Annotated in this window: 14 protein-coding genes and 1 pseudogene; 11 read left to right on the plus strand and 4 right to left on the minus strand. The window is 74.3% G+C overall.

Annotation, left to right across the window (positions count from 1 at the left end):
• The first annotated feature begins 315 nt into the window (after positions 1–315).
• From fmt to ABFY07_RS17355, 3 genes are all read left to right on the plus strand, one after another.
• Complete coding sequence (gene fmt / locus ABFY07_RS17345; protein WP_346175359.1) at positions 316–1,248, plus strand: methionyl-tRNA formyltransferase; 933 nt, start codon at positions 316–318, stop codon at positions 1,246–1,248.
• Positions 1,249–1,575: 327 nt separating this feature from the next.
• Positions 1,576–3,513, plus strand: coding sequence for an ABC transporter ATP-binding protein (locus ABFY07_RS17350; protein WP_346175360.1), 1,938 nt, complete (start codon positions 1,576–1,578; stop codon positions 3,511–3,513).
• Between the two features lie 76 nt (positions 3,514–3,589).
• Positions 3,590–5,047: an RsmB/NOP family class I SAM-dependent RNA methyltransferase gene (locus ABFY07_RS17355; RefSeq protein ID WP_346175361.1), complete on the plus strand. Its 1,458-nt coding sequence runs from the start codon at positions 3,590–3,592 to the stop codon at positions 5,045–5,047.
• Between the two features lie 173 nt (positions 5,048–5,220).
• Here ABFY07_RS17355 and ABFY07_RS17360 read toward each other — a convergent pair whose 3' ends face one another.
• Positions 5,221–6,036, minus strand: a complete 816-nt coding sequence (locus ABFY07_RS17360; protein ID WP_346175362.1) for a serine hydrolase — start codon at positions 6,034–6,036, stop codon at positions 5,221–5,223.
• 209 nt (positions 6,037–6,245) lie between these two features.
• Here ABFY07_RS17360 and rpe point away from each other — a divergent pair, with 209 nt between their 5' ends.
• From rpe to ABFY07_RS17375, 3 genes are all read left to right on the plus strand, one after another.
• Entirely contained in the window at positions 6,246–6,947 is a 702-nt protein-coding gene (gene rpe, locus ABFY07_RS17365; RefSeq protein ID WP_346175363.1) for a ribulose-phosphate 3-epimerase, read from the plus strand.
• 63 nt (positions 6,948–7,010) lie between these two features.
• Positions 7,011–8,051, plus strand: coding sequence for a sugar-binding transcriptional regulator (locus ABFY07_RS17370; protein ID WP_065966225.1), 1,041 nt, complete (start codon positions 7,011–7,013; stop codon positions 8,049–8,051).
• Positions 8,052–8,229: 178 nt separating this feature from the next.
• Entirely contained in the window at positions 8,230–9,669 is a 1,440-nt protein-coding gene (locus ABFY07_RS17375; RefSeq protein ID WP_346175364.1) for a GuaB1 family IMP dehydrogenase-related protein, read from the plus strand.
• A gap of 58 nt (positions 9,670–9,727) precedes the next feature.
• Here ABFY07_RS17375 and ABFY07_RS17380 read toward each other — a convergent pair whose 3' ends face one another.
• Both ABFY07_RS17380 and ABFY07_RS17385 read right to left on the minus strand, forming a co-directional pair.
• Positions 9,728–10,504, minus strand: a complete 777-nt coding sequence (locus ABFY07_RS17380) for a DUF2637 domain-containing protein (protein ID WP_346175365.1) — start codon at positions 10,502–10,504, stop codon at positions 9,728–9,730.
• Positions 10,501–10,707 (minus strand): hypothetical protein, encoded by a 207-nt coding sequence (locus tag ABFY07_RS17385; protein WP_065966233.1) that lies wholly within the window; start codon positions 10,705–10,707, stop codon positions 10,501–10,503. Before ABFY07_RS17385 ends, ABFY07_RS17380 begins: the two co-directional genes overlap by 4 nt.
• A gap of 308 nt (positions 10,708–11,015) precedes the next feature.
• Here ABFY07_RS17385 and ABFY07_RS17390 point away from each other — a divergent pair, with 308 nt between their 5' ends.
• From ABFY07_RS17390 to ABFY07_RS17405, 4 genes are all read left to right on the plus strand, one after another.
• Positions 11,016–12,503 (plus strand): amino acid permease, encoded by a 1,488-nt coding sequence (locus ABFY07_RS17390; protein WP_346175366.1) that lies wholly within the window; start codon positions 11,016–11,018, stop codon positions 12,501–12,503.
• Positions 12,504–12,513: 10 nt separating this feature from the next.
• Positions 12,514–12,969 (plus strand): Lrp/AsnC family transcriptional regulator, encoded by a 456-nt coding sequence (locus ABFY07_RS17395; protein WP_065966236.1) that lies wholly within the window; start codon positions 12,514–12,516, stop codon positions 12,967–12,969.
• Between the two features lie 210 nt (positions 12,970–13,179).
• Positions 13,180–13,977, plus strand: a complete 798-nt coding sequence (locus ABFY07_RS17400; RefSeq protein WP_346175367.1) for a carbon-nitrogen hydrolase family protein — start codon at positions 13,180–13,182, stop codon at positions 13,975–13,977.
• 65 nt (positions 13,978–14,042) lie between these two features.
• Positions 14,043–15,749 carry a flavin monoamine oxidase family protein gene (locus ABFY07_RS17405; RefSeq protein ID WP_346175368.1) on the plus strand — a complete coding sequence of 569 codons (1,707 nt, stop codon included), beginning with the start codon at positions 14,043–14,045 and terminating at the stop codon, positions 15,747–15,749.
• Between the two features lie 48 nt (positions 15,750–15,797).
• On the opposite strand, the gene ABFY07_RS17410 is transcribed toward ABFY07_RS17405, so the two are convergent.
• On the minus strand, positions 15,798–16,493 hold the full coding sequence (locus ABFY07_RS17410) for a DUF5995 family protein (RefSeq protein ID WP_346175369.1): 696 nt from the start codon (positions 16,491–16,493) through the stop codon (positions 15,798–15,800).
• A gap of 179 nt (positions 16,494–16,672) precedes the next feature.
• Here ABFY07_RS17410 and ABFY07_RS17415 point away from each other — a divergent pair.
• A pseudogene (locus tag ABFY07_RS17415) lies at positions 16,673–17,519 on the plus strand (helix-turn-helix transcriptional regulator).
• The last annotated feature ends 17 nt before the right edge of the window (positions 17,520–17,536 follow it).

Genomic DNA, 17,536 nt, shown 5'->3' on the forward strand with positions numbered 1-17,536 from the left:
CTCGAATCCGGCGTTTGATACTCGAAGGCAGGGGACGGAGGTCGGAAACGCGCCGGGCCGCCGCAGCGGCCCGACGCGGTCAATCTGCCTTGACTGCCTTGACCAACGCGACACCCGCCCGTCGGTCACGGTCCGGGGGCGTGCGTCACCGCTCCCGTACGCCCCCCGTGGCGCCGCCGCCCCCCGTGGCGCCGCCGCCCCCCGTGGCGCCGCCGCCCCCCATGGCCCGCCGCCCCCGGGGCGCTGCCCCCCTGTGAAGGCGGGCCCTAGACTGGTGCGCTGTTTCCGCTGCGCGTGAGAGGTAGTTCGCCACCCATGAGGCTCGTCTTCGCCGGTACTCCCGAGGTCGCCCTGCCCGCACTGGACGCGCTGATCGCGTCCGACCGGCATGAGGTGGTGGCCGTCGTCACCCGGCCGGACGCGCCGGCCGGGCGTGGCCGGCGGCTGGTGGCGAGCCCGGTCGCCGAGCGGGCGGCGGAGGCGGGGATCGAGGTGCTCAAGCCGGCCAGGCCGCGCGAGCCGGAGTTCCTGGAGCGGCTGCGGGAGATCGCGCCGGACTGCTGCCCGGTGGTCGCCTACGGCGCGCTGCTGCCCAAGGCGGCTCTGGAGATCCCCGCCCATGGATGGGTCAATCTGCACTTCTCCCTGCTGCCCGCCTGGCGCGGGGCGGCCCCCGTGCAGCACGCGGTGCTGGCGGGCGACGAGGTGACCGGCGCCTCGACCTTCCTGATCGAGGAGGGCCTGGACTCCGGCCCGGTGTACGGGGTGGTGACGGAGGACGTACGGCCCACGGACACCAGCGGCGATCTGCTCACGCGGCTGGCGCTGGCCGGGGCCGGGCTGCTGGCCGCCACCATGGACGGCATCGAGGACGGCACCCTGCGCGCCGAGCCCCAGCCCGCCGAGGGCGTCTCGCTCGCCCCGAAGATCAACGTCGAGGACGCGGAGATCGACTGGGCCGCGCCCGCGCTGCGCGTGGACCGGCTGGTGCGGGCCTGCACCCCCGCGCCGGGGGCGTGGACGACCTTCCGCGGGGAGCGGCTGAAGGTCAACGCGGTGACGCCGGCGACGGACCGTACGGACCTGGCGCCCGGCGAGCTCGCGGTGACGAAGAAGGACGTGTACGTCGGCACCGGCAGCCACGCGGTGCGGCTGTCATGGGTGCGCCCGCAGGGCAAGCGGCCGATGGCCGGGGCCGACTGGGCGCGCGGCGTGCGGATCGCCCAGGGCGAGCTGCTCGGCGGATAGCGCCCTGCCCCCACGGCTCGGCGGATGACGCCCGGCATCCGCGGCTCGGCGGGCAGCCCCCTGCCCCGACGGCTCGGCGGGCAGCGCCCTGCCGCTCCGGCCCGGCGCGGACGGCGCGCACTGCCCCCGCGGCCCGGCGGACGCCGCCCCGTCCCGCGGCGCCTTCCGCCCACCGCTCCCGTCCCCCTGCCCCCCGTCCCGCGCCCCGAGCGCGAGGCGGGATCAGTTGACTTGAACATTGGTTGAGGTCTTACGGTCCTGATCGTGTGCCGCCGGTCCGGAACAGCCGCGATCCCGCGACGGCACCCAGACACACGGAGGTGCGCGATGGACATGGAAGCCACCGCCATGCACTCGCTCTACCGGACCGCGAACGCCAACGACGACCGGCGTCCCTTCTCCCGCGCGACCCTGCGGCGCATCGGCGGCTTCGCCCGCCCCCACCGCCGCCGACTCACCCTCTTCCTGGTGGGCAGCGTCGTCACGGCGGTGCTCGCGGTCGCCACCCCGCTGCTCGCCGGCCGGGTGGTCGACGCGATCGTGCACCGCTCCGACCAGGGCGTGGTCCTCGGGCTCGCGGCGCTGATCGCCGTCATCGCCGTGGCCGAGGCCGGGCTCGGGCTGTTTACGCGCTGGCTGTCCGCGAACATCGGCGAGGGGCTCATCCTCGACCTGCGCACCGCCGTGTACGACCACGTCCAGCGCCTGCCCGTCGCCTTCTTCACCCGCACCCGCACCGGCGCCCTGGTCAGCCGGCTCAACAACGACGTCATCGGCGCCCAGCGGGCGTTCAGCGACACCCTGTCCGGCGTGGTCGGCAATCTGGTCACCCTGCTGCTCACCCTCGCGGTGATGCTGGGCATCTCCTGGCAGATCACCCTGCTGGCACTGCTGCTCCTGCCCCTGTTCCTGCTGCCCGCCCGGCGGGTCGGCGGCAAGCTGGCGCGGCTGCGGCGCGAGGCGGCGGCCCACAACGCCGCGATGGCCACCCAGATGACCGAGCGCTTCTCGGCGCCCGGAGCCACGCTCGTGAAGCTTTTCGGCCGACCGGAGGAGGAGTCCGCCGAGTTCGCCGCCCGGGCCCGTCGCGTGCGCGACATCGGGGTGCGCACCGCGATGGTCCAGGTCTCCTTCGTCACCGCCCTGACCCTCGTCTCCGCCCTGGCCCTGGCCCTCGTCTACGGCCTCGGCGGCTACTACGCGCTGCGCGACCAGCTCGACCCCGGCGCGGTCGTCGCCCTCGCGCTGCTGCTCACCCGCCTGTACGCGCCGCTGACCGCCCTGGCCGGCGCCCGGGTGGAGGTGATGAGCGCCCTGGTCAGCTTCGAGCGGGTCTTCGAGGTGCTGGACCTGGAGCCGCTGATCGCCGAGAAGCCGGACGCCCGGCCGGTGCCCGAAGGGCCGGTGTCGGTCGAGTTCGACCGCGTGGACTTCGGCTACCCCTCGGCGGACAAGGTCTCCCTCGCCTCCCTGGAGGAGGTGGCGACCCTGGACACCCGCGGCGGGGAGCAGGTGCTGCACGGGGTGTCCTTCCGCGCCGAGCCGGGCCAGATGGTCGCGCTGGTGGGCTCCTCCGGCGCCGGGAAGTCGACCATCGCGCAGCTGCTGCCCAGGCTCTACGACGCCGACGGGGGCGCCGTGCGGCTGTCCGGCGTGGACGTCCGCGACCTGACGGCCGAGTCGCTCCGCCGGACGCTCGGCATGGTCACCCAGGACGGGCACCTCTTCCACGACTCGATCCGCGCCAACCTGCTGCTGGCGCAGCCGGAGGCGACCGAGGAGGAGCTGTGGGAGGTGCTGCGCCGGGCCCGCCTCGACGGGCTGATCGCGGCCCTGCCCGACGGCCTGGACACCGTGGTCGGCGAGCGCGGCTACCGGCTCTCCGGCGGCGAGCGCCAGCGGCTGACCATCGCCCGGCTGCTGCTGGCCCGCCCCCGCGTGGTGATCCTCGACGAGGCCACCGCACACCTCGACTCCACCTCCGAGGCGGCCGTCCAGGAGGCGCTCGCCGAGGCCCTGGACGGGCGGACCGCGGTGGTCATCGCCCACCGGCTGTCCACCGTGCGGGCCGCCGACCTGATCCTCGTCGTCGAGGACGGCCGGGTCGTGGAGCGTGGCACGCACACCGCGCTGCTCGCGGCCGGCGGGCGCTACGAGGAGCTGTACCGCACCCAGTTCGAGCAGCCGTCGGAACAGCCGTCGGGCGCGGGCGGGGTCGCGCTCACCGCGACCCCGCCCCAGGCGGCCAAGGGTGCCCTGAACTGAGCCGCGCACCGGGCCCCGCCCCCGCCCCGTAGGCTGGACTCCGCCAAGCCCCATCTGTCCCCGGAGCACATTTCCCGTGAGTCCCCAGCCCGGCCGTCCCCGCCGCTCCGCCCCCGGCAAGCCCTACCGGCGCCCGAAGAAGGACCCCGTACGGATCCTCGCCTTCGAGGCGCTGCGGGCCGTCGACGAGCGCGACGCGTACGCGAACCTCGTTCTGCCGCCGCTGCTGCGCAAGGCCCGCGAGGAGGCCACGGAGGCCAGGCCCTTCGACGCGCGGGACGCCGCGCTGGCGACCGAGCTGGTCTACGGGACGCTGCGCCGCCAGGGCACCTACGACGCGATCATCGCCGAGTGCGTGGACCGGCCGCTGCGCGAGGTGGACCCGCCCGTGCTGGACGTGCTCAGCCTCGGGGCGCACCAGCTGCTCGGCACCCGCATCCCCGCCCACGCGGCGGTCTCGGCGAGCGTCGAGCTGGCGCGGGTGGTGCTCGGCGACGGGCGGGCCAAGTTCGTCAACGCCGTGCTGCGCAAGATCGCGGCCGACGACCTGGCCGGCTGGCTGGAGAAGGTCGCCCCGCCGTACGACGAGGACCCCGAGGAGCACCTGGCGATCGTCCACTCGCATCCGCGGTGGATCGTCTCCGCCCTGTGGGACGCGCTCGGCGGCGGCAGCGCCGGGATCGAGGACCTGCTGGAGGCCGACAACGAACGGCCCGAGGTCACCCTGGTCGCCCGGCCCGGCCGCAGCACGGCCGAGGAGCTGATGGCGGCCGTCGGCGAGGACTCCGCGCTGCCGGGCCGCTGGTCCCCGTACGCCGTGCGGCTCACCGAGGGCGGCGAGCCGGGGGCGCTGGACGCGGTCCGCGAGGGGCGCGCCGGGGTGCAGGACGAGGGCAGCCAGCTGGTCGCCGTCGCGCTGGCGAACGCGCCGCTGGAGGGGCCCGACGAGCGCTGGCTGGACGGCTGCGCGGGCCCCGGCGGCAAGGCCGCGCTGCTCGGCGCGCTGGCCGCGCGGCGGGGCGCCGCGCTGCTCGCCGCCGAGAAGCAGCCGCACCGGGCGGGGCTGGTGGAGCGGGCGCTCGCGGGCAACCCCGGCCCGTACCAGGTGATCGCGGCGGACGGCACCAGGCCGCCCTGGCGTCCCGGCGGCTTCGACCGGGCGCTGGTCGACGTGCCCTGCACCGGGCTCGGCGCGCTGCGCCGCCGCCCCGAGGCGCGCTGGCGCCGCCGCCCCGAGGACCTGGCCGGCTTCGCGCCGCTCCAGCGGGAGCTGCTGCGCCAGGCGCTGGCCGCGGTGCGCGTGGGCGGCGTGGTCGGCTACGCGACCTGCTCGCCGCACCTCGCCGAGACCCGGGCCGTGGTCGAGGACGTCCTGAAGGGCCGCGGCGGGCCCGCGGCCGAGGCGGAGTGGATCGACGCCAGGCCGCTGATGCCCGGGGTCCCCGCGCTCGGCGACGGGCCGGACGTCCAGCTGTGGCCGCATCTGCACGGCACGGACGCGATGTATCTGGCCCTGCTCCGGCGCACGGCCTGACCGGCCACCGGATCGGGGCCCGCCCGGCCGGTGCGGCCTGTCCGGTGCGGCCTGTCCGGTGCCTGGCCCGGCCGGTGCGGCCCGACCAGCGCCCGGCCTGACCGGCGCCCGGCCCGACCAGCGCCTGGTCTGACCGGCGGCGCCCGGTCCGACCGGGGAGACACCCCCTGGGGTCAGGCGTTGAGGTCCTTGTGCACCGCGCGGGCGACGGCCTCGACGGTGGCGATCCCGGCCTTCATGGTGCGGTCGTCCTGGCTCAGCACCGTGATCGTGTAGGTGCGGCCGCCGCCCGTGAAGGCGCCGAGGCTGTGCACCCGCCAGCCGTGGGTGGCGCGGGACAGCCAGCCGTTCTTCACCTGGACCAGCACGGTGTCCGGGGCGCCGGCCGGGGTGCCCCAGCGCTGGGAGGGGATGACCCGGCCCATCAGCCTGAGCACGTAGGCGCGGGCGCGGTCGCTCAACACCGGGTTCGGGGTGGTCACCAGGTCCAGGAGCCGCATCTGGTCGCGGGCGGTGATCTGGGTGAGGCCCCAGTGGCCGTCGTCGCCGGGGACGGTGCGGTTCATGCCCGCGGCCCGCAGGAACGCCGCCACCCTACGCGCGCCGAGCTGCCGCCACAGCGTGGTGGTGGCGGCGTTGTCCGACTTGGTGATCATGGCGGTGGCCAGGCCGGACTCGCGCCGGGTGAGCGCGCGGCCGTGGTGGTCCGCGTCCCACAGCAAGGTGGCCAGGACGGTCACCTTGACCACGCTCGCGGAGTCGAAGGCCCGGTCCGCGCGCAGGGTGCAGACCGTGCCGGTGGCGGGGTCGCGGAGGGCGACCGCGACGGTGGCGGATCTGCCGCGCAGGGCCCGCGCGATGTCCGCGGACAGCTCGGTGGCGAGCCCCGCCCGCCCGGAGACGCACACCGGGCGGGGCGTCGTGGCCGTGGCGGCCCGCGCGCCGGTGGCCGGGGCCACCAGCAGCCCCACGGCCAGGGCCGTGGCCACCGCGCGCCCGGCGCGCCCGGGCCCGGCGGGCGCCCTGCCCGTTCCGCCTGCTCCGCGTGTGCTGCCTGCTCCGCGTGTGCTGCCTGTCCGGCGTATTCGGCGTGTGCGGCGTATCGGGTGGCGCGTCATGAGTGGTTCTCGTTCTCGGTCGGTACGGTTCGTGATCACCCGGCTCCATGGATCCGCGGCGGGCGTGGCAGGCTGGTGCCATGGCCCTGCAGATCAATCCCAGCATCCTGTCCGCCGACTTCTCCCGCCTGGCGGAGGAAGCGAAGGCCGTCGAGGGCGCCGACTGGCTCCACGTCGATGTGATGGACAACCACTTCGTCCCCAACCTGACCCTCGGCGTGCCGGTGGTCGAGGCGCTGGGCAAGGCGACGGACACGCCGCTGGACTGCCATCTGATGATCGAGGACCCGGACCGCTGGGCCCCGCAGTACGTCGAGGCCGGCGCGGGCTCGGTGACCTTCCACGCCGAGGCGGCCGCCGCCCCCGTACGGCTGGCCCGCGAGATCCGGGCCAAGGGCGCCCGGGCGTCGATGGCGCTCAAGCCCGCCACCCCCATCGACCCGTACGAGGACCTGCTGCCCGAGCTGGACATGGTGCTGGTCATGACGGTTGAGCCGGGCTTCGGCGGGCAGGCGTTCCTTGACATCATGCTGCCGAAGATCCGCCGCACCCGCGAGCTGATCTCCAAGCACGGGCTGGAGCTGTGGCTGCAGGTGGACGGCGGGGTGTCCGCCTCGACGATCGAGCGGTGCGCCGAGGCCGGGGCCGATGTGTTCGTGGCCGGATCGGCGGTCTACGGGGCCGAGGACCCGGCGAAGGCCGTGCGGGAGCTGCGCGACCTGGCCCTCCAGGCGATCCCCGGTCGGCGGCGCGCCGAGGACGGGCCCGCGACCGCCCGGTGAACTCCTGGGTAAAGGGCAGATCAAGCCCGCCGTTTCTGACAGGATGAACGGTGAGTCCAGAACATGGGAAGCAGTGAGGAGACCGCGGTGTCGACGGGCCGTTCAGGCACGCGGATGGGACCCGCCGAACTGGTGCAGGCGGCCGCCATGGCGCGCCGCTTCTACCTCGAGGGCAAGTCCAAGATCCAGATTGCCGAGGAGTTCGGCGTCAGCCGCTTCAAGGTGGCGCGGGTGCTCGAGACCGCGCTGGAGCGCGATCTGGTGCGCATCGAGATCCGGGTGCCCGCGGAGCTGGACGCGGAGCGCTCCGACGCGCTGCGCGCCCGGTACGGACTGCGCCACGCGGTCGTCGTGGAGTCCCCGGCCGACGCCGAGGCCGACACCCCCGACCCGGAGAACCTCGGCGAGGTCGCCGCGGACCTGCTGGGCGAGCTGGTGACCGAGGGCGATGTGCTGGGCCTGGCCTGGGGCCGCTCCACCATCCACATGGCCGCGGCCCTGCACCGGCTGCCCCCGTGTACCGTCGTGCAGCTCACCGGCGTCTACGACGCGGGCACCGCGGAGCGCGGCTCGGTCGAGGCGGTCCGGCGCGCCGCCGCCGTCTCCGGCGGCGAGGCCCACCCCATCTACGCGCCGATGCTGCTGCCCGACACGGCCACCGCCGACGCGCTGCGCGGCCAGACCGGCATCGCCCGCGCCTTCGAGTACTTCGACAAGGTCACCGTCGCCGCGGTCTCCATCGGCTCGTGGGAGGCCGGCATCTCCACGGTGTACGACATGCTGACCGAGCAGGAGCGGGCCCACTACGCGAGCCTGGGCGCCGCCGCCGAGATGTCGGCCCACCTCTTCGACGCCGAGGGCCGGCGCATCGGCCGTGACCTGGGCGAGCGGTGCATCACGGTGGAGGCCGACCGGCTGCGGCGGATCCCGGAGGTAGTCGCCATCGCGGGCGGCCGCCGCAAGGCCCCCGCGATCGGCGCGGTGCTCCGCTCCGGCCTGGTCACCAGCCTGGTCACGGACACCGCCGCCGCCGATCACCTGCTGCTGGAGACCGGCCCCGGCCCGCGCCCCGCCCTGGACCGCGCGGACCCGGACGGGCCGTAGGCGCGCGGCGCGCCCGGGCCCGGGCGGCGGGTTGGACGATCCGACCAGCGGGCTCCCGGCCGTTCTGGATGATCGTCCCGGGCCTGGTTCAGGGGGCGACATGGGAGAATGAAGTACGTGCGTTTTCCTCGGCTTCCTTCGTCGAGGGCCAATTCCGAACGACTGGGAAGTTCCGAGCGTGCGTTTCCTCAATGATCAGCAGCCGCCCTACGACCTGACGTACGACGACGTCTTCATGGTGCCCAGCCGCTCCGCGGTCGGCTCACGCCAGGACGTGGACCTGAGCTCGCCCGACGAGAGCGGCACCACCATCCCGCTCGTGGTGGCCAACATGACCGCCATCGCCGGGCGCCGCATGGCGGAGACAGTCGCCCGCCGGGGCGGGATGGTCGTCATCCCGCAGGACATCCCGCTGGACGTGGTCGCCGATGTGGTCGGCTGGGTCAAGCAGCGCCACCTGGTGCTGGACACGCCGATCGTGCTGGGCCCGACCGGCACGGTCGCCGACGCGCTGTCGCTGCTGCCCAAGCGGGCCCATGGCGCGGGCGTGGTCGTGGAGATGGGCCGGCCGGTGGGCGTGGTCACCGAGTCCGACCTGACCGGCGTGGACCGCTTCACCCAGCTGAGCGAGGTGATGTCCCGCGAGCTGCTGGTGCTCGACGCCGGGATCGACCCGCGCGAGGCCTTCAACCGGCTCGACGCCGCCCACCGCAGGCTCGCCCCCGCGGTGGACAAGGACGGGCGGTTGGTCGGCATCCTGACCCGCAAGGGCGCGCTGCGGGCGACGCTGTACCGGCCGGCGGTGGACGCGGAGGGCAGGCTGCGGGTCGCGGCCGCCGTCGGGGTCAACGGCGATGTGCCGGGCCGCGCCAAGGCGCTGCTCGCGGCGGGGGTGGACACGCTGGTGGTGGACACCGCGCACGGCCACCAGGAGTCGATGATCAGCGCGCTGAAGGCGGTCCGGGCGCTGGACCCGGGCGTGCCGGTGGTCGCGGGCAACGTGGTCGCCGCCGAGGGCGTGCGCGATCTGATCGAGGCGGGCGCCGATATCGTGAAGGTGGGGGTCGGCCCCGGCGCCATGTGCACCACCCGCATGATGACGGGCGTGGGGCGGCCGCAGTTCTCCGCGGTGCTCGAGTGCGCCGCCGAGGCGCGCCGGTTCGGCAAGCACGTGTGGGCGGACGGCGGCGTCCGGCATCCGCGCGATGTCGCGATGGCGCTGGCCGCCGGCGCGTCCAACGTGATGATCGGCTCCTGGTTCGCCGGCACCCACGAGTCCCCGGGCGACCTCCAGCACACCGCCGACGGGCGGCCGTACAAGGAGAGCTTCGGCATGGCGTCGGCCCGCGCCGTGCGCAACCGCACCAGCGAGGAGTCGGCGTACGACCGGGCCCGCAAGGGACTGTTCGAGGAGGGCATCTCCACCTCGCGGATGTTCCTCGACCCCGCCCGGCCGGGCGTCGAGGACCTGATCGACTCGATCGTGGCGGGCGTGCGCAGCTCCTGCACCTACGCGGGCGCCGGCTCGGTGGAGGAGTTCCACGAGCGGGCCGTGGTGGGCGTGCAGAGCGCCGCCGGCTACGCGGAGGGCAAGCCGCTCCACGTCAGCTGGGACTGAACCACCGGGTGAAGCCGGCCGGCCCCCGCTCGACGCGTACAGCCGAGCGGGGGCCGTTTCATACCCGGGGCTTGTCGCGCGGGTCGGCGGCCCCCCGGCTGCGGGGCATGGCGTGGCGCGGCGGGCTGGTCAGGGTGATCTGGCGCACCAGCTGGTGGAAGGAGACCAGCGCGGCGACGGGCGGCAGCCCGGCGACGGCCATGCTGGGCGGGTCCTTGGGCGCGTGCGCGACGCACAGGAAGACCGCGATGGTGGAGAAGAGCACCACCACCGCCCAGGAGTGCGCCGCGCCCCGGCGGTGGATGGCGGCGCGCAGCACCGACAGTGAGGCGACCAGCCAGGGCCCGTACACCAGCAGAGGCCACCAGGCCGCCATGGACTCCGAGGTGCTGGGGGAGGCCAGATAGCGCAGCGGCTCGTAGGACACCATCCCGCCCAGCACGCTCAGCATGGCCACGATCACCGTGGTGACCGCCGCGAAGACCAGGCTGATCAGCTGGAGCCACGGCATGGTCGGCAGCCGGAACCGGACCCGGCGGCGCCGGCCCCGGCCGCGGACGTGCGCGGGGGAGCGGGCGGCGGGGAAGCTGTCGGCGTCCCGTTCGGGCGGGTCGTCGAGGCGGGAGTCCAGGGGGGCGGAGCCGGGCGCCGAGGTCTGCAGCAGCCGGGCCAGGTCCCCCTCCAGGTCCCACCGGCTCTCGATGGTCTCGGGATCCGGCAGCGGGAAGCCCAGCGGGACGTCGGGGGCCGCCTCGAACCGCTCGCCGGGGGCGGGCCGGTGGCCGACGGGGGGAGGCGGGCCGTAGCCGCCCGGCCTCGGCTCGGTGTAGGTCATGCCCGTACGCCCGGTTCCGTGGTGCCGCGGCGCCGGCCGAAGTCGGTCTCGATGCGGTTCAGGGTCCGCAGGAAGTCCTCCCACACACGGGCGCAGTACTCGAGCGGGACCCGCTCGTCCGGGTCCCCGTGGCCGCCGGGCCGGCACCCGCCGTCCGGGCCGTGGGGGTCATGATCGGTGCTCTGCAGGCTGTCTGGGGTCACGTTCCCACCAACGAGGGCCAAATTGGTGCCGTATCGTGGCATTCGGGTGAAACGCTCGGCGACGCGGCCCGGCCTCCCGCAACGATTCACCGTACAGCCACCCCGCGCGCAACGTTCGTACGCGTATGCGCAAGGATGGTGCATTACGGCCGGGCCCGCGTCCCTCATAGGGTCTTGCGCTGACGCGGAGTGGCGGGGACCGTCCGCTCGGTGGTCCCACCTGCGGGTTTCGCCCTTCGGCACCCGTGCGTACGCCGCCGGTCACCGCCATCCGAACAACCCGACCGGCAGCGATAAGGAGCCCTCACGTGTTGGACCACGGCGCAGCCCCGCCCACCGCCGAGCGATCCCGGTCGGGGCTCACCGCCCCGCGCCCCGGCTCCCGGGCGCTCGGCCCCCGGCTGATGCGGCGCAAGCCCGTCGAGCTGCTGGTCGCCGAGGGCGGCCAGGGCGAGGGCGGGAAGCTGCGCCGCTCGCTCGGCATGTGGCAGCTCACCATGATCAGCATCGGTGCGACGCTGGGCACCGGCATCTTCGTGGTGCTCGGCGAGGCCGTGCCGGACGCCGGGCCCGCGGTGGTCGTCTCCTTTGTGATCGCGGGGCTGACCGCGCTGTTCTCCGCCCTGTCGTACGCCGAGCTGGCGGGCACCATCCCGGTCTCCGGGTCCTCCTACTCCTACGCCTACGCCACCCTCGGCGAGCTGGTCGCCTGGGTCTGCGGCTGGTGTCTGATCCTGGAGTACGGGGTGTCGGTGGCCGCCGTCGCGGTCGGCTGGGGCCAGTACCTCAACGAGCTGCTGGACGGCACCCTGGGCGTCACCATCCCCGACGCGCTGGCCGCCCCGCCCGGCGACGGGGGTCTGTTCAACCTGCCCGCGCTGCTGGTCGTCCTGCTGGCCATGGCCTTCCTGCTGGGCGGGGCCAAGGAGAGCGCCCGGGCCAACACGATCATGGTGACGGTCAAGATCGCCGCCCTGGTGCTGTTCTGCGCCGTCGCCTTCACCGGCGTCCGCGCCGGGAACTACACCCCCTTCATGCCGCTGGGTATGGCGGGCGTCAGCGCCGCCGGGGCCACCCTCTTCTTCTCGTACATCGGCTTCGACGCCGCCTCCACGGCCGGCGAGGAGGCCAGGAACCCGCAGCGCGACCTGCCGCGCGCGATCATGCTCTCCCTCGTCATCGTCACCGCCCTGTACTGCCTGGTCGCGGCCGTGGCGGTGGGCGCCCTGCCGTGGAAGCGGTTCGCCGGCTCCGAGGCCGCGCTCGCCGGGATCATGAAGGATGTCACCGGGCAGAGCTTCTGGGCCGTGCTGCTGGCCGCCGGCGCGGTCGTGGCCATCGCCTCCGTCGTGCTGACCGTGCTCTACGGGCAGACCCGCATCCTCTTCGCGATGTCCCGGGACGGGCTGGTGCCGAAGGTCTTCTCCAAGGTCCACCCGGCCAGCGGGGTGCCGCGCGCCAACACCGTGATCGTCTCCCTGTTCTGCGGGGTGCTGGCCGCCGCCATCCCGCTCGGCCAGCTCGCCGACGCCACCAGCATCGGCACCCTCTTCGCCTTCGCGCTGGTCAACATCGCCGTGATCGTCTTGCGCCGGACCCGGCCCACCATGCAGCGCACCTTCCGGGTGCCGCTGTCGCCGCTGTTCCCCCTCGTCGGCTTCGGGCTGTGCCTGTGGATGATGGGCAGCCTGGACCGAGTGACCTGGATGGTGTTCGGCGTCTGGATGGCCGTCGGCCTTGTGCTGTACTTCGCATACGGCATGCGCCGCTCCCGACTGGCCACAGCAGAGAAGTGACATCCCCGCAGTGCGACTGAACGATCTGGACGAACGCATCGTCCACGCCCTCGCCGAGGACGCCCGCCGCAGCTACGCCGACATCGGGGAGGAGGTCGGCCTCTCGGCCCCCGCCGTCAAGCGGCGGGTGGACCGGCTGCGGGCCGAAGGGGCCATCACCGGCTTCACCGTACGGGTGGACCCGGCCGCGCTCGGCTGGGAGACCGAGGGCTTCATCGAGCTCTACTGCCGCCGGAACACCTCCCCCGAGGACATCCACCGCGGCCTCGCCCGCTACCCCGAGGTGGCGTCCGCGTCCACCGTCACCGGCGACGCGGACGCCATCGTCCAGGTCTTCGCCTCCGACATGCGGCACTTCGAGCGCGTCCTGGAGCGGATCGCGGGCGAACCCTTCGTGGAGCGCACCAAGTCGGTCCTCGTCCTCTCCCCTCTGCTGCGCCGCTTCGGGTCCGGCACTCCGGCCTGACCCGGGGCGGGCGGCGGCCGAGGCGGGCGGCGCAACGAATCGCCGCCCGGGGGCCGGAAGACGTAACGAATCGACGGCGGGTGCGCAATGGTCGCGCCTTGTCCGCCGATCCCGGCGAACGTACCGTCTTGGTGCGGTGACATCTCACCGTCTTTGTTCCGTTACGTCTCCCCTCCCGTGGCCCCGCCGCCCCGCCAGAAGGTCATGCCCATGCCCGCGCTGCGCACCGCCCTGCTCCAGAGCTCCGGCCACCCCGGCCACGTCGCCCGTAATCTCAAGGCCCTCGACGAGGCGGCCGGGCGCGCCGCGGCGGCCGGCGCCGGACTGCTGATCGCGCCGGAGCTGTTCCTCACCGGCTACGCGATCAGCGACGGCGTGCGGCGGCTGGCCGAGCCGGCCGACGGCCCGGGCGGGCGGGCGGTGGCCGGCCTCGCCGCCGCCCACGGCCTGGCCGTCCTCTACGGCTACCCGGAGCGCGCGGGCGACGCGGTCTTCAACTCCGCCCGGCTGGTCGGCCCCGACGGGGCCGAGCTCGCGAACTACCGCAAGACCCACCTCTTCGGCGACTTCGAGCGCGCCTCGTTCACCCCCGGCGACACCCCCGTCGTCCAGGCCGAACTCGGCGGCGTACGGGTGGGGATCATGATCTGCTACGACGTGGAGTTCCCCGAGAACGTCCGGGCCCACGCCCTGGCCGGGACCGATCTGCTGCTGGTGCCCACCGCGCAGATGCACCCCTTCCAGTTCGTGGCCGAGGCCCTCGTCCCGGTCCGGGCCTTCGAGAGCCAGCTCTACATCGCCTACGTCAACCGCACCGGGCCCGAGGGCGACTTCGACTTCATCGGGCTGAGCTGCCTGGCCGGCCCCGACGGCACGGTCAAGGCCCGCGCCGGACGCGGCGAGGAGCTGGCCTTCGGCGACGTGGACCCGGAACTGCTCGCCGCCTCCCGCACCACCAACCCCTACCTGGGCGACCGCAGGCCCGAGCTGTACACCCCCCTGACCTGACCCGCCCCTTCGCCCCGCCGCCGCAGCGCGCCCCTCGTCCCACCCCCGCAAGGAGTCCGTACCCGATGACGTCCACGGTGCCCACCGCCGTCCACGACGAGCAGGACGACCGGCAGTCCGACCTTCCGCCGCTGACCATGTTCGGCCCGGACTTCCCCTACGCCTACGACGACTACCTCGCCCACCCCGCCGGCCTCGGCCAGATCCCCGCCACCGAGCACGGCACCGAGGTCGCGGTCATCGGCGGCGGGCTCTCCGGCATCGTCGCCGCCTACGAACTGATGAAGATGGGCCTGAAGCCGGTCGTCTACGAGGCCGACCGGATCGGCGGACGGCTGCGCACCGTCGGCTTCGAGGGCTGCGACCCCTCGCTGACCGCCGAGATGGGCGCCATGCGCTTCCCGCCCAGCTCCACCGCCCTCCAGCACTACATCGACCTGGTGGACCTGAAGACCCGGCCCTTCCCCAACCCGCTCGCGCCCGACACCCCCTCCACCGTTGTCGACCTGAAGGGCGAGTCCCACTACGCGCGCACCCTGGAGGACCTGCCCGAGGTCTACCACCAGGTGATGGACGCCTGGAACGCCTGCCTGGAGGAGGGTGCCGACTTCTCCGCGATGCAGCGCGCCATCCGCGAGCGCGACGTCCCGCGGATCCGGGAGATCTGGTCCCGCCTGGTCGAGAAGCTCGACAACCAGACCTTCTACGGCTACCTCTGCGACTCCCCGGCCTTCCGCTCCTTCCGCCACCGGGAGATATTCGGCCAGGTCGGCTTCGGCACCGGCGGCTGGGACACCGACTTCCCCAACTCCATCCTGGAGATCCTGCGCGTCGTCTACACCGGCGCGGACGACGACCACCGCGGCATCGTGGGCGGCAGCCAGCAGCTGCCGCTGCGGCTGTGGGAGCGCGAGCCGCGCAAGCTCGTGCACTGGGCGCCGGGCACCTCGCTGTCCTCCCTGCACGACGGACGGCCGCGCCCGGCCGTCACCCGGCTGCACCGCGCGGCGGGCGACCGCATCGTCGTCACCGACGCGGCGGGCGACATCCGCTCGTACCAGGCGGTGGTCTTCACCGCGCAGTCCTGGATGCTGCTCTCCAAGATCGAGTGCGATGACTCGCTCTTCCCCATCGACCACTGGACGGCGATGGAGCGCACCCACTACATGGAGTCCAGCAAGCTGTTCGTGCCGGTCGACCGTCCGTTCTGGCTGGACAAGGACGAGACCACCGGCCGGGACGTGATGAGCATGACGCTCACCGACCGCATGACCCGCGGCACCTACCTGCTGGACGACGGGCCGGACCGGCCCGCCGTCATCTGCCTCTCCTACACCTGGTGCGACGACAGCCTCAAGTGGCTGCCGCTGTCCGCGAACGAGCGGATGGAGGTCATGCTCAAGTCGCTGTCGGAGATCTATCCGAAGGTCGACATCCGCAAGCACATCATCGGCAGCCCGGTCACCGTCTCCTGGGAGAACGAGCCCTACTTCATGGGCGCGTTCAAGGCCAACCTGCCCGGGCACTACCGCTACCAGCGCCGTCTGTTCACCCACTTCATGCAGGACCGCCTCCCGGCCGGCCAGCGCGGGATCTTCCTCGCGGGCGACGACATCTCCTGGACGGCGGGATGGGCCGAGGGCGCCGTGCAGACCGCGCTGAACGCGGTGTGGGGCGTGATGACCCACTTCGGCGGCCGGACGGACCCGAAGAACCCGGGCCCGGGCGATGTGTTCGAGGAGATCGCGCCCGTCGAACTCCCCGAGGACTGAGCCGAGGAGTCCGGGCCGCCGGGCCGAGGCCCCGCCGCGCAGGGCGTGTCAGCCGCCCGGCAGCGGGGTCAGCAGAAACCGCCCCACCAGGCCGACGCTCTCGTCCACGCGCTCGACGAACTCCTCGGTGAGCTCCGGCAGCCCGCGCAGCCCCCACAGGGCGCGGAACGCCGCCCACGCGGCGCCCCGCGCCTTGTCCAGGCTCCACGAACCCACCAGATGGGTGAGCGGATCGGCCACGTCCAGCAGGTCCGGGCCGGGCATCAGATCCTCCCGGATCCGCTCCTCGACCCCGGCGAGCAGGGCGCCGACCCGGTCGAAGTCGCCCTCCAGGTCCTCCGGTTCGGCCCGCCGCGCCCGGCAGGTGTCCACGAGCGCCAGGGCCAGGTCATGGCCGATGTGCGCGTTGATCCCGGCCAGCGCGAACTGCAGCGGCCGGACCGCCGGATGGCGCCGCAGCTGGAACAGCGGCCGCCAGCAGGCGGGCGGCCGCCGGCCCGCCGCCACCGCGTCGACCGCCGCCAGATAGCGGGCGGCGAAGCGCACGTCCAGGTCCTCGGTCGCGGCCGGGTCCTGGAAGGACCCGTCGCCGATCCGGCGGCCCACCTCCTCGGTGACCGTCAGATACACCCGGTTGAAGACCGCCACCCCGTCCCGGGGCGGCAGCGCGGCGCCGAGCGCGCGCATCCGCGCCACGACACCCTCCACGGTCCGCGGCGCGAGCCGCTCGGCCGACGTCGTCATGGACGCAAGAGTCGCAGCCGGAGCCCGGCGCGTCCGGCCGTTCGCCGCCGCTTCCCCGAAACGGACTAACACGACTCCGCAGCGGACGGAGAAGACGGAGAGGACAGCCGGCCGGGCACCGCCGATCCGGGGATCGGCAGACCCTGGTTGGGGAACCGGGCACCGGCCACCCTGGGGGCGTGGACCGCACTCGACTCGCCGACTTCCTCCGCCACTGCCGCACCCGGCTCTCGCCCGCCGACGTCGGGCTCGACCCCGGGGGCGCGCCGCCGCACCCCCGGGCTGCGCCGCGAGGAGGTGGCCCGGCTCGGCGGGATGTCCACCGACTACTACACGCGGCTGGAGCAGGCCCGTGGCGCGCGCCCCTCCCGGCGGATGCTGACCGCGCTGGCCCGCGCGCTGCGGCTGACCGACGACGAGCGGGACCACCTCTTCCGCCTGGCGGGGGAGGGGCCGCCGCGCGACCGGTCCGCCGCCGGGCATGTGCGGCCCGGCCTGCTGCGGGTCCTGGACCGGCTGTACGACACCCCGGCCCAGGTGTGCGGCGACTGGGGCGAGGTGCTGGCGCAGAACGCGATGGCCGCCGCCCTGGTCGGCGATGTCGGGGCCCGGCCGCCGGGGCGGCGCAACATCGTGCGGGAGTACTTCACCGACCCGCGCGCCCGTCGGCTCTTCCCGGCCGAGGACCACGCGGAGCGCGCCCGGCGCCATGTCGCCGACCTGCGGGCCGCGCTCGCCGCCCGCCCCGGCGACCCGGGGCCGGCCGGGCTCGTGGCCGAGCTGCGGGCGGCGAGCGAGGAGTTCGCCGCGCTGTGGGAGGCACCGCGCGACATCGCGCGGCGCCCGGCGGTCGAGCGCTTCCTGCACCCGGTGGTGGGGCCGCTGGAGCTGGAGCGCGAGGTGCTGGTGGACGCCGAGCACGGGCAGCGGCTCACCGTCCACTCGGCCCGCCCGGGCAGCGAGTCCGCCGAGCGGCTGGAACTGCTGCGCGTGGTGGGGGTGCAGGACCTCACGGCGCGGGCGTGAGGCGGCGCCGGGCCAGG

It is taken from the genome of Streptomyces sparsogenes subsp. cuspidosporus (genome assembly GCF_039532705.1).
Classification (GTDB): domain Bacteria; phylum Actinomycetota; class Actinomycetes; order Streptomycetales; family Streptomycetaceae; genus Streptomyces; species Streptomyces sparsogenes.

Coding starts and splice junctions, on each gene's coding strand:
- fmt (WP_346175359.1), top strand. CDS start 316: ATGAGGCTCGTCTTCGCCGGTACTCCCGAGGTCGCCCTGCCCGCACTG.
- ABFY07_RS17350 (WP_346175360.1), top strand. CDS start 1,576: ATGGACATGGAAGCCACCGCCATGCACTCGCTCTACCGGACCGCGAAC.
- rpe (WP_346175363.1), top strand. CDS start 6,246: ATGGCCCTGCAGATCAATCCCAGCATCCTGTCCGCCGACTTCTCCCGC.
- ABFY07_RS17370 (WP_065966225.1), top strand. CDS start 7,011: ATGGGAAGCAGTGAGGAGACCGCGGTGTCGACGGGCCGTTCAGGCACG.
- ABFY07_RS17380 (WP_346175365.1), bottom strand. CDS start 10,504: ATGACCTACACCGAGCCGAGGCCGGGCGGCTACGGCCCGCCTCCCCCC.
- ABFY07_RS17400 (WP_346175367.1), top strand. CDS start 13,180: ATGCCCGCGCTGCGCACCGCCCTGCTCCAGAGCTCCGGCCACCCCGGC.
- ABFY07_RS17405 (WP_346175368.1), top strand. CDS start 14,043: ATGACGTCCACGGTGCCCACCGCCGTCCACGACGAGCAGGACGACCGG.
- ABFY07_RS17410 (WP_346175369.1), bottom strand. CDS start 16,493: ATGACGACGTCGGCCGAGCGGCTCGCGCCGCGGACCGTGGAGGGTGTC.